Below are 26,593 nucleotides of genomic sequence, written 5' to 3' on the forward strand. Positions count from 1 at the left end.
TCAGCGTGCCCGTGCGAGACGCGGGTCGAGCAGATCGCGCAATCCGTCGCCCAGGAGATTGAGGCCGAGCACCGCGAACGCGATCGCCAGGCCGGGGAACACCGCCAGCAGCGGTGCCTGGAACATCAGGGTCTGGGCTTCGGCGAGCATGCGGCCCCACGAAGGCTGCGGCGGCTGCGTGCCCAGGCCCAGGTACGAGAGCGCGGCCTCGGCCAGGATCGCGATCGCGAAGCGGATCGTGATCTGCACGATCAGCACCGCCGAGATGTTGGGCAGCACGTGCTGCAGCGTGATCGAGAAGCCGCCCTTGCCGCAGGCGCGTGCGGCCGCGATGTATTCGCGCGACCAGATCGCGTTGGCCGAGGCGCGCGTGATGCGCGCGAAGGTCGGGATGTTGTAGATGCCGATGGCGACGATCGCGTTGACGATGCCCGGGCCGAACACGGCCGTCATCATGATGGCCGACAGGATCGCGGGGAAGGCCAGCGAGAAGTCGCTGAAACGCATGATGGCTTCCTCGACCCAGCCGCGCCGCGCGGCCGCGAGCAGGCCCAGCGCCGTGCCCACCACCAGGCCGATGCCGACCGCGATCAGGCCGACCAGGATCGAGGCGCGCGCGCCCACCAGCAGCAGCGAGGCCACGTCGCGGCCGAAGGGATCGGTGCCCAGCCAGTGCGACAGGCTCGGCCCCTGCAGCTTGCTGGCCATGTCCATCTCGTAGGGCGACCAGGGGGTCCAGACCAGCGACACTGCGGCGGCCAGCAGCAGCAGCAGCGTGAGCACCGCGCCGATGACGAAGCTGCGGTGGTGCAACGCGCGGCGCCAGAAGCCGGGCACCTTCATGGCGGTGGGCGCCAAGGTGGGGAGCGCGCTCATAGCGGCCGCCGCCGGGCCGCCCCAAGGCGGGCCGCGCCTCCCCCTTGGGGGGTGGAGTTACACGCCGCGAAGCGGTGTGAAAAGCTGGGGGGCGTCATATGTCTGAAGCCTTGATGCGCGGGTCGATCACCGCATACAGCACGTCGACCACGAAATTGACGATCACCACCAGCGCGGCCAGCAGCATCACGCAGTTGCGCACCACGACCAGGTCGCGGTTGCTGATGGCCTGGAAGATCAGGCGGCCCAGGCCGGGCAGGTAGAACACGTTCTCCACCACGATGGTGCCGGCCAGCAGCTCGGAGAACTGCATGCCCATCACCGTGATCACCGGGATCATGGCGTTGCGCAGCACATGGGTCCAGAGCACCATGCGCTGCGACACGCCCTTGGCGCGCGCGGTGCGCACGAAGTCCTCGCGCATCACCTCGAGCACGGCCGAGCGCGTGATGCGCGCCAGGATCGCGGCCTGCACCACGGCCAGCGAGAGCGCGGGCAGCAACAGCGACTTGATGCCGGCGAACACGCCTTCGCCCCAGCCGTCGAAGCCGCCGGCCGAGAACCACTTGAGCTGCACCGAGAACACCAGGATCAGCAGGATCGCGAACCAGAAGTTCGGGATCGCGATGCCGACCTGCGTGAGGCTCATCAGTCCCACGTCGCCCAGCTTGTTGTGGCGTGCGGCCGCGGTCACGCCGACCAGCAGCGCGAGCACGGTGGTGAGCGCCATCGCCATCACCGCCAGCGGCACGGTCAGCGCGAGCCGTTCGAGGATCAGGTCGAGCACCGGCGAGCTGTAGGCATAGCTGTTGCCGAGGTCGCCGGTCAGCAGGCCGGCGATCCAGTGCCAGTAGCGGGTCCAGGCCGGCTGGTCGAGCCCGAGCTGGGTCGCCAGGGCGGCCACGGCGTCGGGCGGCGCATCAGGGCCCAGGAGCAGCTGCGCGGCATTGCCGGGCAGGATCTCCAGAACCAGGAAGACGATGATGGAAGCACCGATCAGCGTACCGATCAGTGTCGCGAAGCGCTTGAATAGAAACAGACTCATGGGGCGGGGCGCAGCATAACCCGACTCCCGCAACAAGCATGCCCGCAGCGGATAATTCAGCCATGGCTTTGATGATCACCGACGAATGCATCAACTGCGATGTGTGCGAACCGGAGTGCCCCAACGACGCGATCTACATGGGCGAGTCGATCTACGAGATCGACCCGCACAAGTGCACCGAATGCGTGGGCCACTTCGACGAACCGCAATGCGTGCAGGTGTGCCCGGTCGCGTGCATTCCCACGAACCCCGCGCATGTCGAGGCGCGCGCCACGCTCTGGATGAAGTTCGAGCGGCTCACGGCCACCAAGGCCGCGGCCAGCGGCGCGGGCGACGCGCCGGTCGCGGCCTGAGCCCGCGCGCCGGGTCGATCAGCCTGCGGCCTGGGCCTTTGCGGCCTTTTTCTTCCTGGGGGCTTTGGCCGTGCCAGGACCGGCTGCGGTGAAGAAATCAGAGGCCTTTCGCCCCTTGCCCTTGCGGCCCGCGGTCTGGGCCGGCTCGACATGTGTTTTCGCTGCCGAGGGTGCCGGCAGGTGGACCATGGCCGGGCGCTCCTTGTCGCTGCGCAGGCGTTCGGCTTCCATGCGTGCGGCCGTGGCTTGCGTTTTGCGGGTCTGCTCGTCGGCGTCGCGCACCCGTTCGGTGCTCGGCGCGGCATCCGTGGGCAGGGCCTGGCCGCCGGGGCAGGGCTGGTCGGTGTAGGTGCTGCCGCAGCGCCAGGTGCCGGCCGCTGCAGGGGCCGCAGCAGCCATCGCGATGCAGGCAATGGCCGTGGCGATGGACCGGTGAAGTCTCTGGACTTTCATTTTTTTCGTCTCCCTTCCTTCTCTTTCCTCTGTCGCTCGGTGGCGCCGCGCTCAGGGTGCGGCGGGCTCGCTCGCTCCTTCGCCGGTGCTCTCGCCCGGTTCGCGCCGGGGCGGCTTGGGGCGTGGGGGCTTGCTCGTGTGGATCAGCAGCGTGGCCTTCTCCATCTCGCCGGCCAGCAGTGCAGGCACTGCATGCAGCGTGCGGACGATCGCGTCGTCGATGGCTTCGCGCTGTTCCTTGAGTGGCTTCTTGAGCACCCAGTTCACCACTTCGGATTTCACGCCCGGGTGGCCGATGCCGAGGCGCAGCCGCCAGTAGTCGCCCGTGCCCAGCTGCGCATGGATGTCGCGCAATCCGTTGTGGCCCGCATGGCTGCCGCCGAACTTGAGCTTGGCCTGGCCGGGCACCACGTCGAGTTCGTCGTGCACCACCAGGATCTCCTGCGGCGCGATCTTGAAGAAGCGCGCGAGCGCCGCCACCGACTTGCCCGAGAGGTTCATGAAGGTCTGCGGCTCGAGCAGCCAGACCGGCTGCCCATGCACCGTCGCACGCGCCGCGAAGCCGTGGTAGCCGCGCTCGGGCGCGAGGGTGACTTTGAGGTCGCGCGCCAGTGCGTCGATCCACCAGAAGCCCGCGTTGTGCCGCGTGGCTTCGTATTCCGGGCCCGGGTTGCCCAGGCCGACGAACAACTTGATCATGGCGTGATTATCGGTGTGCCCCAAACGGAAACGGCCCGCACGAGGCGGGCCGTTGGTCTGCAGCAGAAGAAGGGTTTACTTCTTGGCAGGGGTCTTGGCAGCAGGGGTCTTGGCCGCGGGCGCCTTGGCGCCAGCCTTGCCACCCTTGCCGGCCGGTGCAGCAGCGGCGGCTTCAGCGCCTTCCACCGGTGCATCGACTTCTTCGGCCGCCGGTGCGGTGGCCGAGGCCAGCACCAGGTTCGGCTTGCCGTGGCTGACCCACTTCACACCGCGCGGCAGCTTGATGTCCTTGAGCGTGACGGTGCCGTTCTTCTTGAGGCCCGACAGGTCGACCTCGATGAATTCGGGCAGTTCTGCGGGCAGGCCGTTGACTTCGAGTTCGGTGGCCACGTGGTTGACCAGGTTCAGCTCGATCTTGACGGCTTCGGACTCTTCTTCACCCTTGAAGTGCAGTGGCACCTTCATGGTCATGCGGGTCTTGGCATCGACGCGTTGGAAGTCGATGTGCTGAACCAGCGGACGGAAGGGGTGGTATTGCACGTCGCGCAACAGCACCTTGCTCACCGCGCCGTCCAGTTCCATCTCGAGGATGGAGGCGTGGAAGGCTTCCTTCTTCAGGGCGTGCCACAGCGCGTTGTGATCGATTTCGATCAGCTGGGGCGTGACGTCACCACCGTAGACGATGCCGGGGGTCTTGCCCGAGATGCGGAGACGGCGGCTCGCACCCGTGCCCTGCTTGGCGCGCTCAAAAGCGACGAATTTCATAGTTAACTCCTTGGAGCGATGGCGCAATTGCCACCCGCTTCTTGAGCGCCGACCGCGACCAGTGCGGCGCCGGTTTCAAAATGGCCTCCCGAGCGGGAAGCCTGCTTTTTGCTCAGATCAGAACAGGTTGTCCTGGTCCGAGAACAAACTCATCACCGACTCACCCTTGGAGATGCGCAGGATCGTTTCGGCGATCAGCGGGGCCACGGAGAGCTGACGGATCTTCTTGCAGCCCAGCGCGGTGTCGGAAAGAGGAATGGTGTTGGTCACGACGACTTCGTCGAGTGCCGAGCCCTGCGCGATGCGCTCGATGGCCGGACCCGAGAAGATCGGGTGCGTGCAGTAGGCGTAGACCTTCTTGGCGCCGCGCTCCTTGAGCACCTCGGCGGCTTTGACCAGCGTGCCGGCCGTGTCGATCATGTCGTCCATGATCACGCAGTTGCGGCCGTCGATCTCGCCGATCACATTCATCACTTCGCTCACGTTCGCCTTGGGGCGACGCTTGTCGATGATGGCCAGGTCGGTGTTCAGTTGTTTGGCCAGTGCACGTGCGCGGACCACGCCGCCCACGTCGGGCGAGACCACGATCAGGTCTTCGTAGTTCTTCTGGCGCAGGTCGCCCAGCAGCACCGGCGACGCGTAGATGTTGTCGACCGGGATGTCGAAGAAGCCCTGGATCTGGTCGGCGTGCAGGTCCATCGTGAGCACGCGGGACACACCCACGGTCTGCAGCAGGTCGGCCACCACCTTGGCCGAGATCGGCACGCGGCTCGAACGCGGACGACGGTCCTGGCGGGCGTAGCCGTAGTAGGGGATGACGGCGCTGATTCGCTCGGCCGAAGCGCGCTTGAGCGCATCGACCATCATCAGCAGTTCCATCAGGTTCTCGTTGGTCGGCGCGCAGGTCGACTGCACGACGAACACATCGCGGGCCCGGACGTTCTGATTGATTTCGACGGTGACTTCGCCGTCGGAGAAGCGGCCCACGCGGGCAGCGCCGAGACCGGTGCCGAGATGCTGAGCGATCTCCGCGGCAAGACCCGGATTGGCATTGCCGGTGAAAACCATGAAGTCAGGATGTTGAGCCTGCATGAGCGCGTCCAGCAATGCAAATGGCTCTTCAGGGAGCCGCCAGTGTTCTCGTGGTCTTTGCAGCCGACCGGCTGCAAATCTCGTTGGCCGCGGCGGCGCCGCGGATTTCTTTCATCACGGCCTGTGGGCCGTGATTCATGTCCCACGACCATCGGTCGTGAGGTGTGTTTTGGCAGGGGCGGAAGGATTCGAACCTTCGCATGCTGGAATCAAAATCCAGTGCCTTAACCAGCTTGGCGACGCCCCTACACGGGTTGACGACCGAGGCCGTCAACCGATATTTCTCTTTTCAGTCCGCCCAGCCCTGGAGGGGATGAGCGGCCAGATTGTCGCACTGACGAAGCTGCCAACCCGAAGGTTCTTGAGGCAAATTCGCGTCATGCGACATCACTGCAAACACCGCGCTCCCGGAGCCCGTCATGCGCGCCTTCAAACCTTGGCGACCGAGCCATTCGATGGCTTCGGTGACCGCGGGACAAAGCCGCTGCGCAACCGGCTGCAAGTCGTTGTGACCGAAGCTGTAGGCTTCTGATCCGCTGTGTGCAGCAAAGCCAGAGATTATAGCAACAGGATTTGAGCGATTCAAATCGGGTGCTGAAAAAATTGATGAAGTTTCCAGTCCGACGTCCGGCTTGAGCACTGCGAAGCGTGCCGCGGGCAGCGTGATGGGCGTGATTTTCTCCCCCACGCCCTCGACCCAGGCGTTGTGTCCGCGCAGGAAGAAGGGCACATCGGCGCCGAGCTGCAGGCCGATGCCTTCCAGGGTGGCGAGCGGCAGCCGCAGGTCCCAGAGGCGATTGAGCGCCAGCAGGCAGGTGGCGGCATCGGAGGACCCGCCGCCCATGCCGGCCTGCGCGGGGATGTACTTGGCCACGCCGATGTGCGCGCCCTGGCCCGGCCGGGCGTGCACCTGCAGCGCGCGCGCGGCCCGCAGCACCAGGTCGTCGGCCGGCAGCGGCGTGGTCAGGTCTTCGCGGCTGAGCAGGCCGTCGCCGCGCAGTTCGACGTGCAGCGTGTCGCACCAGTCGATGAGCATGAACACCGACTGCAGCAGGTGGTAGCCATCGGCGCGCCGGCCGGTGATGTGCAGGAAGGTGTTGAGCTTGGCCGGCGCCGGGAGGTCGTAGAGCGCTTTCATTCGCGGGCGAAGGCGATGCGCAGGTCGGCCCGCGGCAGCGGCGCGTCGCGCACGGCCTGCAGGCGCCCCGCGGCCCGTTGCGAGAGGTCGGGGCGCCAGCCGGGCACGGTGTCGTCGCGTCCGGCGAGCCAGCCGAACAGCGCGCCGACCGGGATCGAGGCGCCGGTGGCCGCTTCGATCAGCGCATCCACCGAGGGATAGCGCCGCGTCTCGTTGCCGTTCTTCAGCAGCGCTTCGCCGGGCGACCACTGGAGCTGGGCCAGCGTGCTGCCGATCGGCGTGGTGAGCGTCAGCGTGCCGCGCTCGGGGCCGCCGCGCAGGTCGAACAGTGCGGAGAAGGTCTGGACCGGCTCGCTGTCGATGCGCAGGGACATGCGGCCGCTCCAGTTCTCGGGGCGATCGGTGTCGGGCGCCGTCGCGTTGGATCGGCCCGGCGTCGCACAGCCGGCGAGCAGCACGGCGGCCAGCGCCGTGCCGGCGGCCTGCAGCAGGTGGCGGCGAGCCTTCACAGCTTGATGCGCAGGCGCTTGAGCGTCTCCTGCAGGGTCTCGTTCTCCGCGTCGGCCTGGGCCGCTTCGCGCCAGATGCGCATCGCGCGCTCGCGGTCGCCGGCGGTCCAGAGCACTTCGCCCAGGTGGGCGCCGATCTCGGGATCGGCACGGCGCGTGTAGGCGGCCTCCAGGATGCGCTGCGACTCGGCGGTGTTGCCGAGCCGGAACTCGACCCAGCCCAGGCTGTCGGCGATGAACGGGTCCTGGGGCGCGAGCTGCACCGCCTTGCGGATCAGTGTGCGCGCTTCTTCCAGGCGGATCTTGCGATCGGCGAAGGAGTAGCCCAGCGCGTTGTAGGCGTTCTGGTTGTCGGGACGCAGCTCGATCAGGCGGCGCAGCAGGCGCTCCATCTCGTCGAGCCGGTTCAGCTTCTCGGCCATCATGGCCTGGTCGTAGATCAGGTCGGCGTCCTGGGGCGCGGCCGCGCTGGCCTTGGCCAGCAGGTCGTAGGCCGGCTGGTACTGCTTGGCGTCGCGCAGCAACTGGACTTCGGCCTGCAGTTTCTGCTTGCCTTCGTCCTCGTTGCGCTCGGGCAGCCCGCGCACGAGTTCCCGTGCCTGCTGGACCTTGCCCTGGCGCGCGAGCAGCCCCGCGCGGCGCAGTTGCCAGCCCAGGGCCTCATCTGCGCTGTCCGAGCGAGTGAGCCAGCGGTCGGCCTCGGCGAAGTCCTTGCGGCGTTCGGCCAGTTGCGACAGCAGCAGATAGGCCTGCGTCAGGCCGCGCCGGGCTTCGTCTTCGGCCGGCAGCGCGCCGGCCAGCGTCACGTAGCGCTTGAGCGAGGTCTCGGCCGCCGCGTCCTGGCGGCCCTGCGCCTGCAGGCTGCCCAGCAGCACCCAGGGCGCGGGCATGTCGGGTTTCTCGGTGGTCAGCGCCGTGAGTTCGGCGCTCGCGTCGGTGTAGCGCCGTGCTTCCATGAGTTCGCGCGCGTAGGCGATGCGCAGCTCCGGCAGCGCGTTGGGGCTGGCGAGGTAGCGCTTGACCAGCGGTTCGGCCAGCGGCCGGTCGGGGTCCATCAGGTCGAGCGCCAGCAGCGGCGGGCCGTCGGAGGCGGGGTCGGCCGTCTGGCCCTGGATCGCGGCTTCGAGCGCGCCGGTGCTGTCGCCCGCGAGCAGCCGCAGGCGGCCGATGGTGGTCCAGGCCAGGCCGGCCGTCGCGGGATTCTTCACCTCGTCGACCAGCGCCTGCTCCACCACCGAGGCGGCCAGCTTCTTGTCGGTGGCGCGGCCGTAGTTGCGCGCGATGACGGCCATCAGCAGCGGGTGCTCGGGCAGCGGCGTGGCGGCGATCGCCGCGCGCAGCGGCTCGGCCGTCTCGGCGATGCGGTTGAGGGCGATCAGGATCTGCAGCTCGAAGCGGCGTGCTTCGCGTGAATTGGGCAGCGCTTCCTTCCAGGCCTGCGCCGCGGCCAGCGCGGCGTCGCCGGAGCGCGACTGCAGCGCGATCTCGACCGCGCGCTGGAACAGGGCCCCGTCGCGCGTGCGGCGGGCCGCGTCGAGCACCAGTGCGTAGCCGGCCCCGGGATCGCCGCCGCGGGCGGTGATTTCGCCCACCAGCACCTCGTAGAAGAGCTCGGCCGTCAGCGCCGAGGCCTTGGCCCCGCCATCGGCCGGGGGCTTGGCGTCGGCATCGGTCACGGGCGGGGTCCGCTCGATGATCGGCGCGGGGCTCGTCGGCGCCGCGGCCGGCGGCACGGCAGCGGGCGGCTGCTGTGCCTGGGCGGCCAAAGCGATCAAGACGAGGGAGAGGGCCGCCGCAAGGCGGAGTCGGCGGGGCGATGGGGTCATCGAACTCATAATAATCCAAGGCTTTTCCATCAGAGCGTCGGCGGGTCATCCGGTTCCCCTGGCGCTCATTCATGTGTCACGCTCGCGCCATGCCCGAACTCCCCGAAGTCGAAGTCACACGCCGCGGTTTCGTCGACCGCATCGCCGGCGCCCGCATCGAGGCGGTGCGCATGGGCAAGCCTCTGCGCTGGGCGCTGGGCATCGACCCGCAGACGTTGGTGGGGCGCGAAGTCCGCACCGTGCGACGGCGCGGCAAGTACCTGCTGGTCGAACTGGACGCCGGCCTGCTGCTGCTGCACCTGGGCATGTCGGGCAGCCTGCGCTTCGATGCGGTGCTGCCGGCGCCGGGGGCGCACGACCATTTCGATCTCGTCACCAGCCGGGGCATCCTGCGCCTGAACGACCCGCGCCGCTTCGGGGCGGTGGTCCATGTGGAGGACGAGGGCTCGCCGCTGGCGCTCAAGCTGCTGGGTGGCCTGGGCATGGAGCCGCTGGAAGACAGCTTCGACTTCGAGGCCTTTCATGCGGGCCTGCGGCGGCGCAAGTCCCCGATCAAGCTGGTGCTGCTGGCCGGCGACGTGGTGGTGGGCGTGGGCAACATCTATGCCTCGGAGGTGCTGTTCCTGGCGGGCATCCGGCCCACCGTGGCGGCCTCTCGCATCAGCCGGCCGCGCGCGCTGCGCCTGCACGCGGCGGTGCGCCAGGTGCTGGCGCGGGCGGTGGAGCAGGGCGGCACCACGCTGCGGGACTTTTCCAACATCGACGGCCAGAGCGGCCACTTCCAGATCGAGGCGACCGTCTACGGCCGGGCCGGCGAACCCTGCCGCGTCTGCGCCACGCCGGTCCGGCAGGTGCGCCAGGGCCAGCGCTCGACCTATTTCTGCCCGAACTGCCAAAAGTACTGAGCTACCCCGGAGGGCCACGGCCCTTCGCAGCAGTGTCGAATGCTATATTTTGTGAGCTCACTCTCACTCCTCTCTCCTTGACACGATCCTTCAACCAGCAATTCGACCAGCACGGCGTCTGGCGCCGCAGTTTTGCGAAGCGACTGCAATGGTTGTCGGGCTGGCTCGCGGAGAACGAGTTGCTCGACCAGGCCGTGGCGGAGCGCCTGCGCGAACTCGAGGCGCAGATGCGCACCAGCAAGGTCATGGTGGCCTTCGTGGCGGAGTTCTCGCGCGGCAAGTCGGAGCTGATCAATGCGATCTTCTTCGCCGGCTACGGCCGCCGCATCATGCCGGCGAGCGCGGGCCGCACCACGATGTGCCCGACCGAACTGGGCTACGACGCGGCCCAGCCGCCAAGCCTGCGGCTGCTGCCGATCGAGACGCGCTCCGAACCGCACTCGCTGATGCATTGGCGCGACGAGCCCTCGCACTGGGTCGACGTGCCCATCGATGTCGAGGACGCGGTGCAATTGTCCGAAGCGATGGCCAAGGTGGCCGAGGTGCGCTGGGTGCCGCTGGCCGAGGCGCGCGCGCTCGGCTTCTGGAGCGACGACACGCCCGACGACAACCCGCTGCCCGATCCCCAGGGCCGGGTCGAGATCCCGCGTTGGCGCCATGCGGTGCTCAACATGCCGCATCCGCTGCTCGAACAGGGCCTGGTGATCCTCGACACCCCGGGGCTCAACGCGATCGGCGCGGAGCCCGAGCTCACGGTGAGCCTGATCCCGCGCGCGCATGCGGTGGTGTTCATCCTCGGCGCCGACACCGGCGTGACGCGTTCCGACCTGGCCATCTGGCGCGAGCACCTGGTCACCGAGGGCGATGCGGGCGACACCCGGATCGTGGTGCTCAACAAGATCGACACGATGTGGGACACGCTGAGCACGCCCGCGCAGATCGATGCGCAGATCGAGCGCCAGCGCCAGGGCGCGGCCGAACTGCTGGGGGTGCCGCTGCCGCAGGTGCTGCCGGTGTCGGCACAGAAGGGCCTGCAGGCCAAGATCCGCCGCGACGCACCGCTGCTCCAGGCCAGCCGGCTGCCGGGCCTCGAGGCCGTGCTGGGCGAAGGCTTGCTGGGCAAGCGCGAGACCATGCTGCGCCTGGCCGTCGATGCCGGCATCGCCTCGTTGCGGGCGGAGGCCTCGCGCATTCTTCATGTGCGCCAGCGCGACCTCTCCGAGCAGGTGCTCGAACTGCAGGGCCTGCGCGGCAAGAACGCCTCGGTGATCCGCCACATGCGCGGGCGCATCGAGCAGGAACAATCCGAATTCGAATCCAGCAATGTGCGCATCCTGGCCGTGCGTTCGGTGCAGGGCAAGCTGCTGCGCGAGGTCTATGCGGTGCTCGGTAGCACGGCGCTCAAGGCCGACATGGGGCGCCTTGCCTCGGCGTTGAAGCGCCCCGGCATCAAGCTCAGCGTGCGCAAGGTGTACGGCGAGACCTTCGATGCCTTGCGCAACAACCTGCGCGAGGTGCAGGCCACCACGGGCGAGATCCAGTCGATGCTGCATGCCACCTTCCGGCAGCTCAATGCCGAACACGGTTTCACGCTGCAGGCGCCGGCCGAGCCCGACCTCACGAGCTTCGAGCAGCAGCTCACGCAGATCGAGCGCAGCCATCTGCACTACCTCGGCGTGAGCAACCTGTTGAAGCTGGCGCAGGCCGACTTCTGCGACAAGCTGGTGCGTGCGCTGGCGAGCCGCCTGCGGGTGGTCAACGAGGCCGCGATGGGCGAGGTGGAGCGCTGGAGCAAGGGCGCAGGCGCCCAGCTCGACGCCCAGCTCAAGGAGCGCCGCCGCAATTTCGGACGCCGGCTGGAGTCGGTCGAGCGCATCCAGGGCGCGGCCGGCAATCTCGAGGAACGGCTGGCCGAGATCGCGGCGCAGGAAGGCGGCCTGGCCGAACTGCAGGGGCGCCTCGACGAACTCACCGCGCTGCTGATCAGCAACGAGGCCTCGGCCCCGGCGGCGGGTGCCTCCGGCCGACACGGCATCGTCAGTGCGGCGTGAGCGCGTGCCGGAGGGCCGCCCGGTGAAGGCGGAGCCCGCAACGCTCGGCTTCGCGGCGCATGTCGTCGCCTGGCAGAAGACCCACGGCCGCAGCGAGCTGCCGTGGCAGAACACCCAGGACCCCTACCGCGTCTGGCTCTCGGAGGTCATGCTGCAGCAGACCCAGGTCAGCACGGTGCTGGGCTACTTCGCGCGCTTTCTCGAGCGTTTTCCGGACGTGGCCGCGCTGGCCGCGGGCAGCGAGGACGAGGTCTTCGGCCTCTGGAGCGGGCTGGGCTACTACAGCCGCGCACGCAACATGCACCGCTGTGCGCAGGAGGTGGTGGCGCGCTTCGGCGGCGCGTTTCCGCGCAGCGCGGCCGAACTCACGACGCTGCCGGGCATCGGCCGCTCCACCGCCTCGGCCATCGCAGCCTTCTGTTTCGGCGAACGCGTCGCGATCCTCGACGGCAACGTCAAGCGCGTGCTCACGCGGCTGCTGGGCTTCGACGGCGACATGTCGTCGGGCGCGCAGGAGCGTGCGCTGTGGGACATCGCGACCCAACTGCTGCCGCCGGCCGACCAGCCCGCCGACATCGCGCGCTACACGCAGGGCGTGATGGACCTGGGCGCCACGGTCTGCCTGCCGCGCCGCCCGAGCTGCATGATCTGCCCGGTGGGCGCTCTGTGCGTGGCGCGCCGCGAGGGCGAGCCCGAACGCTACCCGGTCAAGACGCGCAAGCTGCGGCGCACCGCCCAGTCGCTGTGGATGCTGCAGGCCGACGACGGCGCCGACCGGGTCTGGCTCGAGAAGCGCTCGGCGCGCGGCATCTGGGCCGGCCTCTACAGCCTGCCGGTGTTCGAGAGCCGCGAGGCCCTGCTGGCGGTGCTGTCGCCGGCCGAGCGCGCCGCGGTGGTCGATGCGCCGCCCTTTCTGCATGTGCTCACGCACAAGGACCTGCACCTGCACCCGGTGCGGGTCGTGAGCGAGGGCCGTTCGCTGGGTGAGGGCGGCGCCTGGTTCGCCGCCGCATCGTGGACCGCATTGGGCCTGCCGGCGCCGGTGCGCAAGCTGCTGGCGCAGCAGCCCGCGCTCGACGCGAGCTAGTTTCCGTCCAGTTCCCGGTGCCGCTTGAGCGCGGCCCAGCGCGCACTGAAGCCGCGCGCCAGCTGCTCGACCAGGAACACCGAGCGGTGCTGCCCGCCGGTGCAGCCGATGGCCACCGTGACGTAGCTGCGATGGTCCTGCGCCAGCGCATCGAGCCAGCGCTCGAGGAACTGCGTGATGTCGCCGTACATGCGGCTGACGTCGTCGTGCTCGCGCAGCCACTCGATGACCGCGGTGTCGCGCCCGGTCAGCGGGCGCAGCGCCGGCACGTAGTGCGGGTTGGGCAGCATGCGCACGTCGAACACGTAGTCGGCGTCCAGCGGCACGCCGCGCTTGAAGGCGAAGGACTCGAAGACCAGCGTCAGCGAGCTCTGCGGCGCCGAGATCAGCGCCTTGACGTAGCTCTGCAGCTGGGCCGGCCGGATGATGCTGGTGTCGATCACGTCGGCGCCGTCGCGCAGGTCGGCCAGCAGCTCGCGCTCGAGGTCGATGGCCTGCACCAGCACGCGCTGCTGCTCGGGGGCGTCGGCGCGTTCTTCCTGGCGCGACAGCGGATGGCGCCGGCGCGTTTCGGAATAGCGGCGCACCAGCGCGTCGGTGGTGGCGTCGAGGAACAGCGAGCGCAAGGCCACGCCTTCGTGCCGCAGTCGTTCGAGCTGTTGCGGCACCTGCGGCAGCGACACCCCGCTGCGCACGTCCATTGCGATCGCGACATGGGTGGCGTGCTGCTGGCGCTGCAGCGCAATGAAGGGCGCCATCAGTTCGGGCGGCAGGTTGTCGACGCAGTAGTAGCCCGCGTCTTCCAGCGCATGCAGCGCCACCGATTTGCCCGAGCCGGACATGCCGGTGATCAGCACCAGGTTGAATTCAGGGGCTGCGGTTTCGTCCGTCATGGAAGTGGGCCTTGCGGTGTTGTCGCTCATGCGGCCCCCACACTCTGGCGGTCGAGCATTTCGCGGGCATGCGCCAGCGAGGTGGCCGAGCTGCGTTCGCCGCCAAGCATGCGCGCGATCTCGCGGGTGCGCGTCTCGGTATCGAGGGCGGTCACGCCGCTCTCGGTGCGCGGCCCGCCGGCACCGTCGGCCGGTGCCGGGCGCTTGGCGACCAGCAGATGCTGGTCGGCACAGGCCGCGACCTGCGGCAGGTGGGTCACGGCCAGCACCTGCCGGTCGCGCCCCAGTTGTTGCATCAGGCGGCCGACCGTCTCGGCCACCGCGCCGCCGACGCCGGCATCGACCTCGTCGAAGATCAGCGTCTGTGCGGTGCCGAGTTCGCTGGTCGTGACCGCGATGGCCAGTGCCACGCGCGACAGTTCGCCGCCCGAGGCCACCTTGCCGATCGGCCGCGGCGTGCTGCCCGGATGGCCGGCGACCAGGAAGGCAACCTCCTCGAGCCCGGCGCGGCCCGGCTGCGCGAGCGGCTGCAGTGCCACGTCGAAACGTCCGCCCTGCATGCCCAGCCCCTGCATCGCCTGCGTCACCGCCTGCGCCAGCTTCGGCGCGGCCTGCTTGCGCGCCTTGCCCAGGGCCTTGGCTTCCTTCATGTAGACCTGCTGCGCGGCCTGCTCGGCGCGCTCGAGCCCCTCGAGATCGCTCTGCGCGTCCAGCGCCTTCAGCTCGGCCTGCCAGCTCGCCAGCAGGCCCGGCAGCTCGACCGGCGTGCGCTTGTAGCGGCGCGCCAGCGACATCCACAGGCCCATGCGCTCGTCGAGATCGGCCAGGTGCTGCGGGTCGGTGTCGGTGTGGCGCAGGTAGCCGTGCAGCGAGTGGGCCGCGTCCGCGGCCTGCGCCACGCTGGAGGCCAGCACCTCGGACAGGGCCTTGAATTCGGGTTCGATGTGTTCGCAGTCCTGCAGCAATGTCAGCGCGCGGTTCAGTGCCACCAGCGCGCCCTGGTCGTCGTCCTCGAGGGCCGCGCGCGCGCCGCCGGCCGCATCGATCAGCGCCTGGGCGTTCGAGGCCCGTCCGTGGTTGGCCGACAACTCTTCCCACTCGTCGACGCCGGGCGCGAGCTTCTGCACTTCGGCGATCTGCCATTGCAGGCGCTCGCGCTCGCGCTGCAGAGAATCCTGTGCGGAGCGGGCCGTGGCCAGCGTGCCCAGTGCCTGCCGCCAGCTTTGCCAGGCGACATCGAGCGCATCGGTGCGCACGCCGGCATAGGCGTCGAGCAGGCCGCGCACGGCCTCGGGCCGGGTCAGGCTCTGCCAGGCGTGCTGGCCGTGGATGTCGAGCAGGTGGTCGCCCAGCTCGCGCAATTGCGTGGCGGTGGCCGGGCTGCCGTTGATCCAGCCGCGGCTGCGGCCCTGCAGGTCGACGGTGCGGCGCAGCAGCAGGCCCTCGCCGGCCTCGAAGCCGCCTTCGTCGAGCCAGCCGGCGAGCGTGGGATCGGCATCGAATTCGGCGCTGACGTCGAGGCGCTCGGCGCCTTCGCGCACCGCGCCGGCGTCGGCGCGGTTGCCCAGCGCCAGTTGCAGGGCGTCGATCAGGATGGATTTGCCGGCGCCGGTCTCGCCGGTCAGCACGGTGAAGCCCGAGGACAGGTCAATCTCCAGGGCACGCACGATCACGAAATCGCGCAGCGCGATGCGTCGCAGAGCCATCAGCGGTCCAGGTGAAGCGGTGCGCGGGCGCGCGGGGTGGCGGGGGTCATCAGGAACCTCCTTCGTTCCAGTGCAGTTTCTTGCGCAGCGTGTCGAAATAGCTCCAGCCCCGTGGATGCAGGAAGCGCACGTGGTAGTCGGAACGCCGCACCACGACCCGGTCGCCGATCTCGACCGAGGCCAGCGACTGCATGTCGAAATTGGCGCTGGCGTCGCGCCCCGACACGAGTTCGATCGAGATCTCGTCGGCGTCGGGCAGCAGGATCGGCCGGTTCGACAGCGTGTGCGGCGCGATCGGCACCAGCACCCAGCCCGGGATCGACGGGTGCAGCAGCGGGCCGCCGGCCGACAGCGAGTAGGCGGTCGAGCCCGTGGGCGACGCGATGATCAGGCCGTCGGCGCGCTGGTTGGCCACGAAATGGTTGCCCACCGAGACGCGCAGCTCGACCATGCCGGAGGTGGCGCCGCGGTTGACCACCACGTCGTTCATCGCGAGCGCGTCGAACACGCAGGCGCCCTCTCGGATCACCTGGGCGTGCAGCAGGCTGCGGTGGTCTTCCTCGTACTCGCCGGCCAGCATCGGGACCAGCGTCTCGCGGTAGTTGTCGAGCGGGATGTCGGTGATGAAGCCCAGCCGGCCGCGGTTGATGCCGATCAGCGGCACGCCGTAGGGTGCCAGTTGGCGCGCGATGCCGAGCATGGTGCCGTCGCCGCCGACCACCAGGCCGAGGTCGCAGCGTTCGCCGATCTCCTCGACACTCAGGGCCGCATAGCGGCTGTGGGTGATCTCTTCGGCCGTGCAACGCTCGACCGAGACCTCGCAGCCCTGTGATTCGAGGAAGGCGCCGATGTCTTCCATGACGTCGTCCGATGCGCCTGTCGGCGTCCGGCGGCCGGGCGCTTGGTATTTGCCAATGAGGGCGACATGCCGGAAGCGGGAGGTCATCAACAAATTACAACACTAAAATCAGATGATGCTGGACGACCGCGCCAAGTTGCTTCTCAAGACGCTTGTCGAGCGCTATATCTCCGACGGGCAACCCGTCGGCTCGCGCACGCTCTCGCATGCCTCGGGGCTGGAGCTGTCGCCTGCGACCATCCGCAACGTGATGTCCGACCTGGAGATGCTCGGCCTCATCACAAGCCCCCACACTTCGGCCGGGCGCATTCCCACGGCGCGCGGCTACCGGCTGTTCGTCGACACCATGCTGACCGCGCAGCGCGAGCAACTGCCCACGCAGAGCCTGGCGCCCGACCAGCCGCAGAAGGTGATCGCCAATGCCGCGCACCTGCTGTCGAGCCTGTCGCAGTTCGTCGGCGTGGTGCTGGCGCCGCGCCGGACCTCGGTGTTCAAGCAGATCGAGTTCCTGCGCCTGTCCGACAAGCGGCTGCTGGTGATCATCGTCTCGCCCGACGGCGACGTGCAGAACCGCGTGATCTTCCCCGACACCGAGTACTCGCAGTCGCAGCTGGTCGAGGCGGCGAACTACATCAACGCGCACTATGCGGGCCTGACGATCGAGCAGGTCCGGGACCGGCTGCAGTCCGAGGTCGAGAAGCTGCGCGGCGAGATCGCCTCGCTGATGCAGGCCGCCATGCAGGCCAGCTCCGAGGTCATGACCGAGTCGCAGGACGACGTGGTGGTGTCCGGCGAGCGCAACCTGCTGGCCGTGACCGATTTCTCCAGCGACATGGGCCAGCTGCGGCGCGCCTTCGACCTGTTCGAGCAGAAGGCGCAGCTGATGCGGCTGCTCGACGTCTCGAGCAAGGCCGAGGGTGTGCGCATCTTCATCGGCGGCGAGAGCCAGGTCGTGCCCTTCGAGGAACTGTCGGTGGTGAGCGCCAATTACGAGGTCGACGGGCAGGTGGTCGGCACGCTGGGCGTGATCGGCCCGACCCGCATGCACTACGACCGGATGATCCAGATCGTCGACATCACCTCGCGGCTGGTGAGCAATGCGCTGAGCCACCGCAAACCCTGAGCCCCGCTCCACTAGAATTCGCCCGCGTGGGCCGTTAGCTCAGTTGGTTAGAGCAGCGGACTCATAATCCGTTGGTCGATGGTTCAAGCCCATCACGGCCTACCACCATGCCGCGCCGATGCTGGATCTGCTGCTATCACTTGGATAGCGCCGTCCCGCATGTCACGAAGGCACCCGATCGGCCTGACCCACCGCAGGTCGCAGGCTCCGCACCTAGAGATAGATCTTCTGCAGCAGCCTGATCAGCGTCCCGCGCTCGCGTGCGCTGAGCCTGGCGCTGGCATCGGCCTCGAGCTGCACCACCGCCTGTTCGGCCTCGCTCACCAGTTTTTCGCCAGCCGGCGTGAGATGGAGCCCCAAGGCGCGCCCGTCGTGCGGGTGTGGACGGCGCTCGATGAGGCCGCGGCTGTCCAGCGTGGCCACCAGGCTCACCAGATTCGGCGGCAGGATGTCCAGCGCATTGCACAGCTGGCGCGAGGTGGCACCCGGGTTGTGCGCCAGCAGCGAGAGGACCGAGAAATCGATCTGCTTGAGTCCGTAGGGCGCCATGCGCTCCGCGAAGAAGGTGCTCACGATCAGCCAGGCGCGGCGCGCGTTGTAGCCGACCAGGGTTTCGAGCACGCGCGCATCGAGTCGGTCGGACTTTCCTTGCGAGGCCACGTTCGGTTCGCCTTTCAAGGGGGCGGATTTGGAGGGAGATGCCATGGCCCGAGCGTAACCTTCCGCGATGGCGGGGACGCCGTTCGACGGCTAACGCGCCAGCCCGACGCCCTGCGCCGAATGGGTGAGCGCCACGGTCTCGCAGGCCTTCTTGACGATGCCCAGCCGCATTTCGAACTCCGGCAGCACCCAGCGCCGGAAGGCCGCCGCCGAGCGCGCCTTCGCCGCATCCTGCTGCGCCGCCACGTCGATGCGCGCCCAGGCCCACGCCATCAGCGTGAGCATCGTCACGCGCAGGTAGTCGTCGGCCACCTCGTACGGCAGCACCGGGTTGGCATGCGCGGCCATCGCCACGGTGGTCCCCAGGTAGCGCAACTGGGCGAGCCGGCGCTGCACGTCGGCATCGGCCTCGCGCGAGGCGTCGAGCGTGTCGCGCAATTCCAGCAGCACGGCCGACATGCCGGCGCCGCCGTCGGGCAGCACCTTGCGCACCAGCAGGTCGATGGCCTGGATCTCGTTGGTACCCTCGTAGATCATGGTCACGCGCGCGTCGCGCACGATCTGCTCGATGCCCCACTCGCGCACATAGCCGTGGCCGCCGAACACCTGCAGGCATTCGCTCGCGCCGTGGAATGCCTGCTGCGTGCATGCGGCCTTCAGCGCCGGCGTGACGAAGGCACACCAGCGCTGCGCGCGCTCGCGCGCCTTCGGATCGACGTCGTGCGCGGCCACGTCGAGCATCAGCGCGCTGCGGTAGGCGAGGGTGCGCGCGCCGTCGATCCAGGCGCGCTGCGTGTCGAGGATGCGGCGCACGGCAGGGTGCTCGGCGATCAGGTCGGCGCTCTCGCTGCCGCGGCTGGCGGGCGCGGGGCCGGGGGCGCGCATCTGGCGGCGCTCGGCCGCATAGGCGTCGGCCTTCTGCCAGGCCGCATCGAGCAGGCCGATGCCCTGCAGCGCCACATGCAGGCGTGCCGAATTCATCATCACGAACATCGCGGCCAGGCCGCGCCCTGGTTCGCCCACCAGCCAGCCGGTGGCGTCGTCGAAGCGCATCGTGCAGGTGGGACTGCCGTGCAGGCCCATCTTTTCCTCGATGCGTTCGCAGTGCACCACGTTGCGTGTGCCGTCGGGCAGCAGCTTGGGCACCAGGGCCAGCGACAGGCCCTTGGGACCGGCCGGGGCATCGGGCAGGCGGCACAGCACCAGGTGCACGATGTTCGGCGTCAGGTCGTGTTCGCCGCCGGAAATGAAGATCTTGCCGCCGTTCACGCGCAGGCTGCCATCCGCTTGCGGCACGGCAAGCGTGCGCACCTGGCCCAGGTCGCTGCCGGCGTGCGCTTCCGTGAGGCACATGGTCGCGAGCCATTCGCCGGTCGCGATCTTCGACAGGTAGCGTTGCTTGAGCGCGTCGCTGCCGTGGTGCTTGAGGCAGGCATAGGCGCCGTGCAGCAGGCCCGGCGCCATCGTGAGGCCGTGGTTGGCGGCTGCCAGCCATTCGTAGAGCACGGCCTCGAGCACCGCGGGCAGGCCCTGGCCGCCGTCTTCCGTGGCGGCGGAAAGCGCGGGCCAGCCGCCGTCGACGAAGGCCTGGTAGGCCGCGCGAAAACCGGGCGGCGAGAGGACTTCGCCGTCGGCAAAGCGGCAGCCGATCTCGTCTCCGCCGCGGTTCAGAGGGGCCACCACCGCGCCGACGAAACGGCCGGCCTCGTCGAGCACCTGCGACTGCAGCGCCTCGTCGACCTCGGCGAAGGGCGGGAGCGCACGCAGGCGTGCCGGTGCGTCGAGCACGGCGTTCAGCAGGAAGCGGATGTCGTCGGGGCGGGGCTGGTAGTCCATTGGAAGCTCGGGGTTCAGGGAATCAGGGGGGCCTGCAGGCGAAGCTGCTTGCGCGCTCGGTGTCGCCGCCGATGTAGGTGGCGACCTGCGGGTAAGGGCACAGCGGGCGCGTGCGCTGCGCCGACCAGTTCGAAGGCACTTCGGCATTCGGCACCGGTGTGCCCGCGCCGCGCGCGGAGGCGGTGACCGAGGCGGGCGCCTGCCCCAGCTCGACCCAGTCGACCAGCGCGCTCAGCATGTCGAACTGGTCGGTGGCCGGTCCGCCCGCGCAGTGGTTCATGCCGGGGACCGGGAAATAGCGCGCGAACGAGGAGGCATCCCCGCCGTTGGCTGCCTGCACGCGCTCGTACCAGGCGGCCGTGTCGTCGGACGAGAACACCGGATCGCTGGTGCCGTGGTAGACGATCACGCGGCCGCCCCTGTTGCGCAGCGCGCTCAGGTTGGCCGCATCGGGTGGCGTCATGAAGGACAGCGCGGATTCGTTGAAGACCCCGTCGGTTGCGGCGATGCGCGGCGCATCGCGGTCCATGTCGAAGCCCAGCGCAAAGGGCAGGCCCGGCGGCCGCTCGGCCAGCGGCGGCGTGCTGAAGATGAAGGCCACGGCGCCGGCATCGCGTGTCGGCGGGCTCGCAAACTTCCACTCGCGCCAGTTGGCGCCGCTCACGCCCGCGTCGAAGGGGAAGCTGCTGTAGATCGGCTGGCCTGCGCTGTTGCGCGCGCCCTTGAACACGTTGGCGAGCGCGGTCTTCTGCGCCGCGCTGAGGCACATGCCGTCGCGCTTTCCATGAGCGCAGGTGGGCACGTCGGCCTGGATGTCGAAGCGCGTCCGGCAGGCCTGCACGTTCGAGATGATGCCGTCGTCCAGGCCGTCGAGCGCGTCGCAGCGCTGCAGCACCTTGTCGGCCACCAGCTTCATCTCGGCGGGGGTGAAGGCGCTCTGCAGGTCGGGCTGGCCTTGCGGTGTTCGGGCGCTGGCTACGGCCGCGTACTGCTGCGCGCCGTAGAGCTGCGCCACCGCCGCCTTCGGCAGGTTGAAGCCGGGGTCGCCCGCGAGGATGCCGTCGTACTGGCCGGCCGAGCGCACGGCGGCCACCATCGCGTGACGCCCGCCGTTGGAGCAGCCGCCGAAGTAAGAGCGGTCGGGTTCGCGCCCGTAGGCCTTGGCGATGAGGTTCTTCGCCATCGGCGTGAGCTGCGCGACCGCGGTGTAGCCGTAGTCGCGCCGCGCCTGCGGGTCGAGCCCGAAGCGCGGGCCCATCGCGCCGGCATGGCCCGCGTCGGAGCTGATGACGGCGAAGCCCATCTGCAGCGCGCTGCTGCGCGGGCCGCCTCCGCCGATGCTGCCGAGCGCCGGCAGCACCACGCCGTCGAGCCCGCCGTTGGCCTGGTAGAAGAAGCGCCCGTTCCACGCCGCGGGCAGCCGCATCTCGAAGCCGATGGCGTAGCGCTGGCCGTCGACGGGGCTCGTGCGTTCGTTCATGCGGCCCTGCACCAGGCAGTGCGCGGGCGCGGCCATGGCCACGCCGCCGACCGTGACGGTGCCAGCCGGCACCTCGGTGACCGACGTGTAGACCGTGCCCGGCAGCGCGGCGCGGGCGGCCAGGTCGGTGCAGGCCTGCAGCGTGCCGGGGCGCGCGGCGGCCAGCGGCGCATGCGGTGCGAGAACACGGCCGGCGCAGGCCGAGAGCAAGGCGGCAGCGCCGAGTGCACTCGCGCACAGGCTGAGGGGAAGGGGGCGCTGTCGTGTCATGTCGTCTCCTTGCCGCGGCGGGCGCGGCGTGGTTTGTCCTCGTGGCTTCAGGTGGCCTTGCGCGCCGCACCCAGGTAGGTATCGATCACGCGCGAATCCACGGCCAGCTGCTTCGCTTGGCCTTCGAGGCTCACGCTGCCCATCTCGAGCACGTAGCCGTGATCGGCCACCTCGAGCGCGGCGCGTGCGTTCTGCTCCACCAGCAGGATGGTCACGCCGGTGGCGCGCAGCGCATCGACCGTGCGGAAGATCTCCTGCACCACCAGCGGCGCCAGGCCCAGGCTGGGCTCGTCGAGCATCAGCAGCGTGGGACGCGACATCAGCGCCCGGCCCACCGCCAGCATCTGCCGTTCGCCGCCCGAGAGCGTGCCGGCCAGTTGCACGCGGCGTTCCTTCAATCGCGGGAACAGCGTGTAGACCTCGTCGATACGGTCGCGCCATTGGCGGTTCTTCAGTCGCACCTGGCGGAACGCGCCGAGCACCAGGTTGTCTTCGACCGGCATGGTGCCGAACAGCTCGCGCTTCTCGGGCACCAGCGCGATGCCGAGCATCACGCGTTCCTCGAGCGACAGGGCGGAGATGTCCTGGCCCTTGAACTCGATCCGGCCCTTCGCGGGCAGCACGCCCATCAAGGCGTTGAGCAAGGTCGACTTGCCTGCGCCGTTGGGGCCGATCACGGTCACGACACGGCCTTCGCCGGCCTGCAGGTCGATGCCGTGCAGCACCTCGGCGCGGCCGTAGCCGGCGTGCAGATTCCTGATCTGGAGCAGGGGGGTGTTCATGTCAGTGCTCCGTTCCCAGATAGGCCGCGCGGACCTTGTCGCTGGCCTGCACTTCGGAGGGCGTGCCCTCCATCAGGTGCGTGCCGAATTCCATCACCACGAGGTGGTCGCAGATGTCCATCACCAGTCCCATGTCGTGCTCGACCAGCAGGATGCTCATGCCTTCGTCCTTGAGTGTGCGCAGCACCTGGCCCAGCGCTTCCTTTTCCTTGTGACGCAGGCCGGCCGCAGGCTCGTCGAGCAGCAGCAGGGCCGGATCGGCGCACAGGGCACGCGCGATCTCCAGCAGGCGCTGTTGGCCCATCGCGAGGTTGCCTGCGATCTCGTGCAGGTGGTCGCCCATGCCCACGCGCTGCAGCTGGCGTTCAGCCTCGCGGAACAGCGCGCGTTCCTCCGCGCGGTCGATGCGCAGCATCGCGGCGATGGCGCCCTTGCGCCCGCGCAGGTGGGCGCCCAGTGCCACGTTCTCCAGCACCGTCATGTCCGCGACCATCTTCACGTGCTGGAAAGTGCGCGACACGCCGCGCTGCGCGATCCTGCGTGAACCCAGCCCGTCGATGGCTTCGCCGCGAAAGCGCACGCCGCCGCCCGACAGGCCGAGCACACCTGTGATGAGGTTGAAGGTCGTCGACTTGCCCGCGCCGTTCGGCCCGATGAGGCCCACGATCTGCCCGGCGCGCGTCTGGAAGCTGATGTCGTTCACCGCCACCAGACCGCCGAAGGTCTTGCGGATGCCCTGCACGTCGAGCACCACCTCGCCGCTCGCGGGCTTGGCGCGCGCGGGAAGACTCTGCGCATCGCGCCAATCGACCGCGCGGCAAGGGCGCGGCAGTCGGCGGTCGATGAAGGCCCAGAGTCCGTCGGGCAGGTACTTCAGCACCAGCACGATCATGATGCCGAACACGATGAGCTCGTAGTTGCCACTGGTGCCGATGAGCCTGGGCAGCAGCACCTGCAGCTGGTCTTCCAGCAGCTTGACCACGCCCGCGCCCGCGATGGCGCCCCACACGTGCGCCGCGCCGCCGAGCACCGCCATGAACAGGTACTCGATGCCCATCTTGATGCCAAAGGGCGAGGGGTTCACGGTGCGCTGGAAGTGCGCGAACAGCCAACCCGATACCGACGCAAACAGCGCCGCCAGCACGAAGATGCCGATCTTGAAACGCAGCGTGTTCACGCCCATGGCCTCGGCCATCTGCGAGCCGCCCGCCAGCGCGCGGATGGCGCGGCCGCTGCGCGAGTCGAGCAGGCGGATCACCGCCAGGGCCGCGATCAGCACGCAGGCCCACACCACGCCATAGAACACGCGGCGCTGCCCGATCTCCATGCCGAAGAACGACAGGCCCTTGACGCCCAGCAGTCCGTCGTACTTGCCCAGCGCCTCGAGGTTGCCCATGAGGTAGTACAGCGACAGCGCCCACGCGATGGTGGCCAGCGGCAGGTAGTGCCCCGACATGCGCAGCGTGATGGCGCCGATGAGCGCCGCGCTGAGCCCCGTGAGCGCCAGTCCGATGAACAGCGTGAGCCACGGCGACAGGCCGTAGTTCACGCTCAGGTAGGCCGTCGTGTAGGCCCCGATGCCCACGAACGCCGCCTGCCCGAAGGAGGTGAGTCCGCCCACGCCCGTGAGCAGCACGAGGCCCAACACCGGCAGCGTGTAGATGCCGATGTAGTTGAGCTGGATGATCCAGAACTCCGGCAGCGGCAGCAGGGGCAGCGCAACCAGTACCAGCACCAGTGCGAGCGGTCCCCAGGTGCGCAGCGCGCTCCTGCGCGGGGCGGGCGCGACGCGCGCGGCGGTCGGCTTGGCGAGCGTGTTCATCTCAGTGCTCCTCTTCCGAATGCCCGCTCTTGAGCGAGCGCCACAGCAGCACCGGGAGGATGATGGTGAACACGATCACCTCCTTGAACGAGCTGGCCCAGAAGGAGCCGAAGGCCTCGATGGCGCCCACGGCCAGCGCGCCGATCAGCGCGCCCGGGTAGCTCGCGAGGCCCGCGATCACGGCCGCCACGAAGCCCTTCAGGCCGATGAGAAAACCCGAGTCGTAGAACACGGTGGTGGTCGGCCCGATGAGCAGGCCCGACAGCGCGCCGATCAGTGCCGCCATCGCGAAGGTGAGCTGGCCCGCGGCCTGCGTCGAGATGCCCATGAGCCGCGCGCCCAGCCGGTTCACGGCCGTCGCACGCAGCGCCTTGCCGTAGAGGCTGCGCTCGAAGAACAGCCATAGCATCACGATGAGTGCGGCCGACGCGGTGAAGATGATGAGCGCCTGTCCGCTGACGTTGAGGGGGCCGACGGCGAAGCGGTTGTCCCAGAACGGCGGGTTGCGAAAGCCTTCGGCGCCGAAGAACAGCAGGCCCAGCCCCGTCATCGCGAAGTGCACGCCGACCGAAACGATCAGCAGCACCAGCGAACTCGCGCCGGCCAGCGATTGATAGGCCACGCGATACACCAGCGGCCCGAACGCCGTCACGATGCATACCGTGAGCAGTGCCTGCACCACCAGCGGCAGGTTGCGCGGCCCGGCCCAGGCCGACACGGCACAGATCACGGCCGGGATCGCGAAGGTGCGCAGTGCCGCCATGAACGCGGGTGTCGCGCGGCCGCGATGGCGCCACACCGTGACGAGGTCCATCAGCGCGGCCACGCCGGCCAGGATGAGCAGCAGCCACACCGTGCCCGGCGTCTTGCCGGTCTGGAAGATCGCCAGCGTGAGCGCACCGTAGGCCACGAACTCGCCCTGCGGAATGAAGATGACGCGGGTCACCGTGAACACGAGCACGATGCCCATGCCCAGCAGCGCGTAGATCGCGCCGTTGGTGAGTCCGTCCAGCATCAGAATGCTGGCGATTGAGAAGTCCATGGCGGCGCCGGTGAGGTGGAGGAAATACGGGAACGGATACCGGACGCTGAAGGCGCCGAGATTGCGCAGAGGACGCAGAAGGGAAAACCAAACTTTCTACGGCCGTTCTTTTGGCGTCTTCTGCGAAACCTTTGCGTCCTCGGCGTCCGGAGGTCCGCCTTCAGGTTGTTACTGCTCGACCTTGAACTCGCCGTTCACGACCTTCAGCATCACGCCGGTCTCGTTGGTGTAGCCCCAATGGTCTTCGGGCGTCCAGTTCAGCACGCCGTGCGCGAGCACCGTGCGACCCATGTTTTCGAGCGCGTCGCGCAGTGCGGCGCGGAATTCGGGCGTGCCGGGCTTGCCCTTCTTCAGTGCCACGGGCACGGCCTTCTCGAGCACCGTGAGCGCGTCCGAGCCGTGGCCGGCGAACTGGTTGCGCGAGCCCGGGCCGTAAGCCTTCTCGTAGTTCTGCACGAAGGCGATGGCCATCTTCTTCGACGGGTGGCTGTCGGGCAGCTGCTCGGCGATGACGGCCGGGCCCGACACCACGAAGGTGCCGTCGGCGTCCTTGCCGGCGGTGCGCATCAGGTCGCGCGTGGCGGCGGCGTGCGTCTGGTAGACCTTGCCCCTGTAGCCGCGCTCCATGATCGCCTTCTGCGGCATGCCCGCGCCGCTACCCGAGGCCACGATGAGGATCGCGTCGGGGTTGGCCGCAGTGAGCTTGAGCGCCTGTGCGGTCACGCTGGTGTCGGCGCGCGCGAAGCGCTCGGTGCCCACGACCTTGATGCCGTTCTTGGCGGCTTCGGCCGTGAAGTCCTTGAGCCACAGTTCGCCATAGGCGTCGGTGTAGCCCAGGAAACCCACCGTCTTGATGTTCTGCTTCTTCATGTGCGCGACCATGGCGAAGGCCATCACGCCGTTGGATTGCGGCAGGCGGAAGAACCACTTGTCCTTGCCCGGCGGCAGGCCGGCGGGCGCCGTCGAGATCTGCGGCGTGCCCGACTCGGCCGTCACGTCGGCCATCGGAATGGCGACCGGCGTGGCGGTCGAGCCCACGATCACGTCGGCCTTGTCTTCGGTGATCAGGCGCTGCGTGGCCTTGACGCCGGCCGTGGGGTCGCTGGCGTCGTCCAGCACGATGACCTTGAGGTTCTCGCCCGCGATGGTCTTGGGCCAGATCGCGATCGCGTTTTTCACCGGAATGCCCAGGCCCGACGCCGGGCCGGTGAGTGGCTGCACCACGCCGATGGTGATGTCGGCATGGGCCATGCCCATGGCCATGAGCGCCAGCACGGCGGCGAGGGTGGTCTTCTTGAAGGTCATCGGTGTCTCCTGATGT

Annotated in this window: 24 protein-coding genes and 2 tRNA genes; 6 read left to right on the top strand and 20 right to left on the bottom strand. The window is 68.9% G+C overall.

What is annotated here, in order from left to right:
- Both K0H49_RS12385 and K0H49_RS12390 read right to left on the bottom strand, forming a co-directional pair.
- Nucleotides 1-876, bottom strand: coding sequence for an ABC transporter permease (locus tag K0H49_RS12385; RefSeq protein WP_219212490.1), 876 nt, complete (start codon nucleotides 874-876; stop codon nucleotides 1-3).
- A 94-nt stretch (nucleotides 877-970) separates the two neighbouring features.
- The gene (locus K0H49_RS12390) at nucleotides 971-1,921 is read right to left on the bottom strand and encodes an ABC transporter permease (protein WP_183025481.1); all 951 of its coding nucleotides are present in this window, start codon (nucleotides 1,919-1,921) and stop codon (nucleotides 971-973) included.
- 62 nt (nucleotides 1,922-1,983) lie between these two features.
- Here K0H49_RS12390 and K0H49_RS12395 point away from each other — a divergent pair, with 62 nt between their 5' ends.
- A complete protein-coding gene (locus tag K0H49_RS12395; RefSeq protein WP_219212492.1) occupies nucleotides 1,984-2,274 on the top strand; it encodes a YfhL family 4Fe-4S dicluster ferredoxin in 291 nt (96 codons plus the stop codon).
- An 18-nt stretch (nucleotides 2,275-2,292) separates the two neighbouring features.
- Here K0H49_RS12395 and K0H49_RS12400 read toward each other — a convergent pair whose 3' ends face one another.
- The 8 genes from K0H49_RS12400 to K0H49_RS12435 form a co-directional block, all read right to left on the bottom strand.
- Nucleotides 2,293-2,727 (bottom strand): hypothetical protein, encoded by a 435-nt coding sequence (locus K0H49_RS12400; protein WP_219212494.1) that lies wholly within the window; start codon nucleotides 2,725-2,727, stop codon nucleotides 2,293-2,295.
- A 51-nt stretch (nucleotides 2,728-2,778) separates the two neighbouring features.
- Complete coding sequence (gene pth, locus K0H49_RS12405) at nucleotides 2,779-3,426, bottom strand: aminoacyl-tRNA hydrolase (protein WP_219212496.1); 648 nt, start codon at nucleotides 3,424-3,426, stop codon at nucleotides 2,779-2,781.
- 75 nt (nucleotides 3,427-3,501) lie between these two features.
- Complete coding sequence (locus K0H49_RS12410; RefSeq protein ID WP_219212498.1) at nucleotides 3,502-4,191, bottom strand: 50S ribosomal protein L25/general stress protein Ctc; 690 nt, start codon at nucleotides 4,189-4,191, stop codon at nucleotides 3,502-3,504.
- Between the two features lie 117 nt (nucleotides 4,192-4,308).
- Nucleotides 4,309-5,283: a ribose-phosphate pyrophosphokinase gene (locus tag K0H49_RS12415; RefSeq protein ID WP_219212500.1), complete on the bottom strand. Its 975-nt coding sequence runs from the start codon at nucleotides 5,281-5,283 to the stop codon at nucleotides 4,309-4,311.
- A 170-nt stretch (nucleotides 5,284-5,453) separates the two neighbouring features.
- Nucleotides 5,454-5,530, bottom strand: a tRNA-Gln gene (locus K0H49_RS12420).
- 42 nt (nucleotides 5,531-5,572) lie between these two features.
- Complete coding sequence (gene ispE / locus K0H49_RS12425; protein WP_219212502.1) at nucleotides 5,573-6,421, bottom strand: 4-(cytidine 5'-diphospho)-2-C-methyl-D-erythritol kinase; 849 nt, start codon at nucleotides 6,419-6,421, stop codon at nucleotides 5,573-5,575.
- The gene (locus K0H49_RS12430; RefSeq protein ID WP_219212503.1) at nucleotides 6,418-6,930 is read right to left on the bottom strand and encodes a lipoprotein insertase outer membrane protein LolB; all 513 of its coding nucleotides are present in this window, start codon (nucleotides 6,928-6,930) and stop codon (nucleotides 6,418-6,420) included. Before K0H49_RS12430 ends, ispE begins: the two co-directional genes overlap by 4 nt.
- Complete coding sequence (locus K0H49_RS12435; protein ID WP_219212505.1) at nucleotides 6,927-8,756, bottom strand: tetratricopeptide repeat protein; 1,830 nt, start codon at nucleotides 8,754-8,756, stop codon at nucleotides 6,927-6,929. Before K0H49_RS12435 ends, K0H49_RS12430 begins: the two co-directional genes overlap by 4 nt.
- Before the next feature lie 89 nt (nucleotides 8,757-8,845).
- On the opposite strand from K0H49_RS12435, the gene mutM reads away from it, so the two are divergent.
- The 3 genes from mutM to mutY all read left to right on the top strand — a co-directional run bounded on the left by mutM (nucleotide 8,846) and on the right by mutY (nucleotide 12,799).
- Nucleotides 8,846-9,661 (top strand): bifunctional DNA-formamidopyrimidine glycosylase/DNA-(apurinic or apyrimidinic site) lyase, encoded by an 816-nt coding sequence (mutM, locus tag K0H49_RS12440; RefSeq protein ID WP_219212507.1) that lies wholly within the window; start codon nucleotides 8,846-8,848, stop codon nucleotides 9,659-9,661.
- Nucleotides 9,662-9,738: 77 nt separating this feature from the next.
- Complete coding sequence (locus tag K0H49_RS12445; protein ID WP_219212509.1) at nucleotides 9,739-11,712, top strand: dynamin family protein; 1,974 nt, start codon at nucleotides 9,739-9,741, stop codon at nucleotides 11,710-11,712.
- Between the two features lie 22 nt (nucleotides 11,713-11,734).
- The gene (gene mutY, locus K0H49_RS12450) at nucleotides 11,735-12,799 is read left to right on the top strand and encodes an A/G-specific adenine glycosylase (protein WP_219212511.1); all 1,065 of its coding nucleotides are present in this window, start codon (nucleotides 11,735-11,737) and stop codon (nucleotides 12,797-12,799) included.
- Here mutY and rapZ read toward each other — a convergent pair.
- The 3 genes from rapZ to K0H49_RS12465 are packed head-to-tail and all read right to left on the bottom strand — an operon-like array spanning nucleotide 12,796 to nucleotide 16,344.
- Nucleotides 12,796-13,692, bottom strand: a complete 897-nt coding sequence (gene rapZ / locus K0H49_RS12455) for an RNase adapter RapZ (protein ID WP_219212513.1) — start codon at nucleotides 13,690-13,692, stop codon at nucleotides 12,796-12,798. The two genes, mutY and rapZ, sit on opposite strands and share 4 nt — an antisense overlap.
- A gap of 26 nt (nucleotides 13,693-13,718) precedes the next feature.
- A complete protein-coding gene (gene recN / locus K0H49_RS12460) occupies nucleotides 13,719-15,398 on the bottom strand; it encodes a DNA repair protein RecN (RefSeq protein ID WP_219212514.1) in 1,680 nt (559 codons plus the stop codon).
- A 49-nt stretch (nucleotides 15,399-15,447) separates the two neighbouring features.
- Nucleotides 15,448-16,344 (bottom strand): NAD kinase, encoded by an 897-nt coding sequence (locus K0H49_RS12465; protein ID WP_219212516.1) that lies wholly within the window; start codon nucleotides 16,342-16,344, stop codon nucleotides 15,448-15,450.
- 28 nt (nucleotides 16,345-16,372) lie between these two features.
- On the opposite strand from K0H49_RS12465, the gene hrcA reads away from it, so the two are divergent.
- Together hrcA and K0H49_RS12475 are read left to right on the top strand one after the other, a co-directional pair.
- Complete coding sequence (gene hrcA / locus K0H49_RS12470) at nucleotides 16,373-17,380, top strand: heat-inducible transcriptional repressor HrcA (RefSeq protein ID WP_219213276.1); 1,008 nt, start codon at nucleotides 16,373-16,375, stop codon at nucleotides 17,378-17,380.
- Nucleotides 17,381-17,408: 28 nt separating this feature from the next.
- Nucleotides 17,409-17,485, top strand: a tRNA-Ile gene (locus K0H49_RS12475).
- Nucleotides 17,486-17,593: 108 nt separating this feature from the next.
- Here the strand turns inward: K0H49_RS12475 and K0H49_RS12480 are convergent.
- The 7 genes from K0H49_RS12480 to K0H49_RS12510 all read right to left on the bottom strand — a co-directional run bounded on the left by K0H49_RS12480 (nucleotide 17,594) and on the right by K0H49_RS12510 (nucleotide 26,577).
- Nucleotides 17,594-18,085 carry a MarR family winged helix-turn-helix transcriptional regulator gene (locus K0H49_RS12480; RefSeq protein WP_219212518.1) on the bottom strand — a complete coding sequence of 164 codons (492 nt, stop codon included), beginning with the start codon at nucleotides 18,083-18,085 and terminating at the stop codon, nucleotides 17,594-17,596.
- 45 nt (nucleotides 18,086-18,130) lie between these two features.
- Complete coding sequence (locus K0H49_RS12485) at nucleotides 18,131-19,876, bottom strand: acyl-CoA dehydrogenase family protein (protein ID WP_219212520.1); 1,746 nt, start codon at nucleotides 19,874-19,876, stop codon at nucleotides 18,131-18,133.
- Nucleotides 19,877-19,898: 22 nt separating this feature from the next.
- Nucleotides 19,899-21,626 carry a tannase/feruloyl esterase family alpha/beta hydrolase gene (locus K0H49_RS12490; RefSeq protein ID WP_219212523.1) on the bottom strand — a complete coding sequence of 576 codons (1,728 nt, stop codon included), beginning with the start codon at nucleotides 21,624-21,626 and terminating at the stop codon, nucleotides 19,899-19,901.
- Between the two features lie 47 nt (nucleotides 21,627-21,673).
- Complete coding sequence (locus K0H49_RS12495; RefSeq protein ID WP_219212525.1) at nucleotides 21,674-22,408, bottom strand: ABC transporter ATP-binding protein; 735 nt, start codon at nucleotides 22,406-22,408, stop codon at nucleotides 21,674-21,676.
- 1 nt (nucleotide 22,409) lies between these two features.
- The gene (locus K0H49_RS12500; RefSeq protein ID WP_219212527.1) at nucleotides 22,410-24,230 is read right to left on the bottom strand and encodes a branched-chain amino acid ABC transporter ATP-binding protein/permease; all 1,821 of its coding nucleotides are present in this window, start codon (nucleotides 24,228-24,230) and stop codon (nucleotides 22,410-22,412) included.
- Between the two features lies 1 nt (nucleotide 24,231).
- Entirely contained in the window at nucleotides 24,232-25,272 is a 1,041-nt protein-coding gene (locus K0H49_RS12505) for a branched-chain amino acid ABC transporter permease (RefSeq protein WP_219212529.1), read from the bottom strand.
- A gap of 168 nt (nucleotides 25,273-25,440) precedes the next feature.
- Nucleotides 25,441-26,577, bottom strand: coding sequence for an ABC transporter substrate-binding protein (locus K0H49_RS12510; RefSeq protein ID WP_219212531.1), 1,137 nt, complete (start codon nucleotides 26,575-26,577; stop codon nucleotides 25,441-25,443).
- Between the last annotated feature and the right edge of the window lie 16 nt (nucleotides 26,578-26,593).

The sequence above is a fragment of the Variovorax boronicumulans genome (assembly GCF_019352895.1).
Lineage (GTDB): Bacteria > Pseudomonadota > Gammaproteobacteria > Burkholderiales > Burkholderiaceae_C > Variovorax > Variovorax boronicumulans_A.

Excerpts from the sequence above, each read along its gene's own strand:
- rapZ (WP_219212513.1), bottom strand. The coding sequence starts at position 13,692 with ATGACGGACGAAACCGCAGCCCCTGAATTCAACCTGGTGCTGATCACC.
- K0H49_RS12410 (WP_219212498.1), bottom strand. The coding sequence starts at position 4,191 with ATGAAATTCGTCGCTTTTGAGCGCGCCAAGCAGGGCACGGGTGCGAGC.
- recN (WP_219212514.1), bottom strand. The coding sequence starts at position 15,398 with ATGGCTCTGCGACGCATCGCGCTGCGCGATTTCGTGATCGTGCGTGCC.
- K0H49_RS12490 (WP_219212523.1), bottom strand. The coding sequence starts at position 21,626 with ATGACACGACAGCGCCCCCTTCCCCTCAGCCTGTGCGCGAGTGCACTC.
- K0H49_RS12385 (WP_219212490.1), bottom strand. The coding sequence starts at position 876 with ATGAGCGCGCTCCCCACCTTGGCGCCCACCGCCATGAAGGTGCCCGGC.
- K0H49_RS12390 (WP_183025481.1), bottom strand. The coding sequence starts at position 1,921 with ATGAGTCTGTTTCTATTCAAGCGCTTCGCGACACTGATCGGTACGCTG.
- pth (WP_219212496.1), bottom strand. The coding sequence starts at position 3,426 with ATGATCAAGTTGTTCGTCGGCCTGGGCAACCCGGGCCCGGAATACGAA.
- K0H49_RS12485 (WP_219212520.1), bottom strand. The coding sequence starts at position 19,876 with ATGGACTACCAGCCCCGCCCCGACGACATCCGCTTCCTGCTGAACGCC.
- K0H49_RS12465 (WP_219212516.1), bottom strand. The coding sequence starts at position 16,344 with ATGACCTCCCGCTTCCGGCATGTCGCCCTCATTGGCAAATACCAAGCG.
- K0H49_RS12500 (WP_219212527.1), bottom strand. The coding sequence starts at position 24,230 with ATGAACACGCTCGCCAAGCCGACCGCCGCGCGCGTCGCGCCCGCCCCG.
- K0H49_RS12495 (WP_219212525.1), bottom strand. The coding sequence starts at position 22,408 with ATGAACACCCCCCTGCTCCAGATCAGGAATCTGCACGCCGGCTACGGC.
- hrcA (WP_219213276.1), top strand. The coding sequence starts at position 16,373 with ATGCTGGACGACCGCGCCAAGTTGCTTCTCAAGACGCTTGTCGAGCGC.
- K0H49_RS12435 (WP_219212505.1), bottom strand. The coding sequence starts at position 8,756 with ATGACCCCATCGCCCCGCCGACTCCGCCTTGCGGCGGCCCTCTCCCTC.
- K0H49_RS12480 (WP_219212518.1), bottom strand. The coding sequence starts at position 18,085 with ATGGCATCTCCCTCCAAATCCGCCCCCTTGAAAGGCGAACCGAACGTG.
- mutM (WP_219212507.1), top strand. The coding sequence starts at position 8,846 with ATGCCCGAACTCCCCGAAGTCGAAGTCACACGCCGCGGTTTCGTCGAC.
- K0H49_RS12400 (WP_219212494.1), bottom strand. The coding sequence starts at position 2,727 with ATGAAAGTCCAGAGACTTCACCGGTCCATCGCCACGGCCATTGCCTGC.
- ispE (WP_219212502.1), bottom strand. The coding sequence starts at position 6,421 with ATGAAAGCGCTCTACGACCTCCCGGCGCCGGCCAAGCTCAACACCTTC.
- K0H49_RS12415 (WP_219212500.1), bottom strand. The coding sequence starts at position 5,283 with ATGCAGGCTCAACATCCTGACTTCATGGTTTTCACCGGCAATGCCAAT.
- K0H49_RS12510 (WP_219212531.1), bottom strand. The coding sequence starts at position 26,577 with ATGACCTTCAAGAAGACCACCCTCGCCGCCGTGCTGGCGCTCATGGCC.
- K0H49_RS12505 (WP_219212529.1), bottom strand. The coding sequence starts at position 25,272 with ATGGACTTCTCAATCGCCAGCATTCTGATGCTGGACGGACTCACCAAC.
- K0H49_RS12395 (WP_219212492.1), top strand. The coding sequence starts at position 1,984 with ATGGCTTTGATGATCACCGACGAATGCATCAACTGCGATGTGTGCGAA.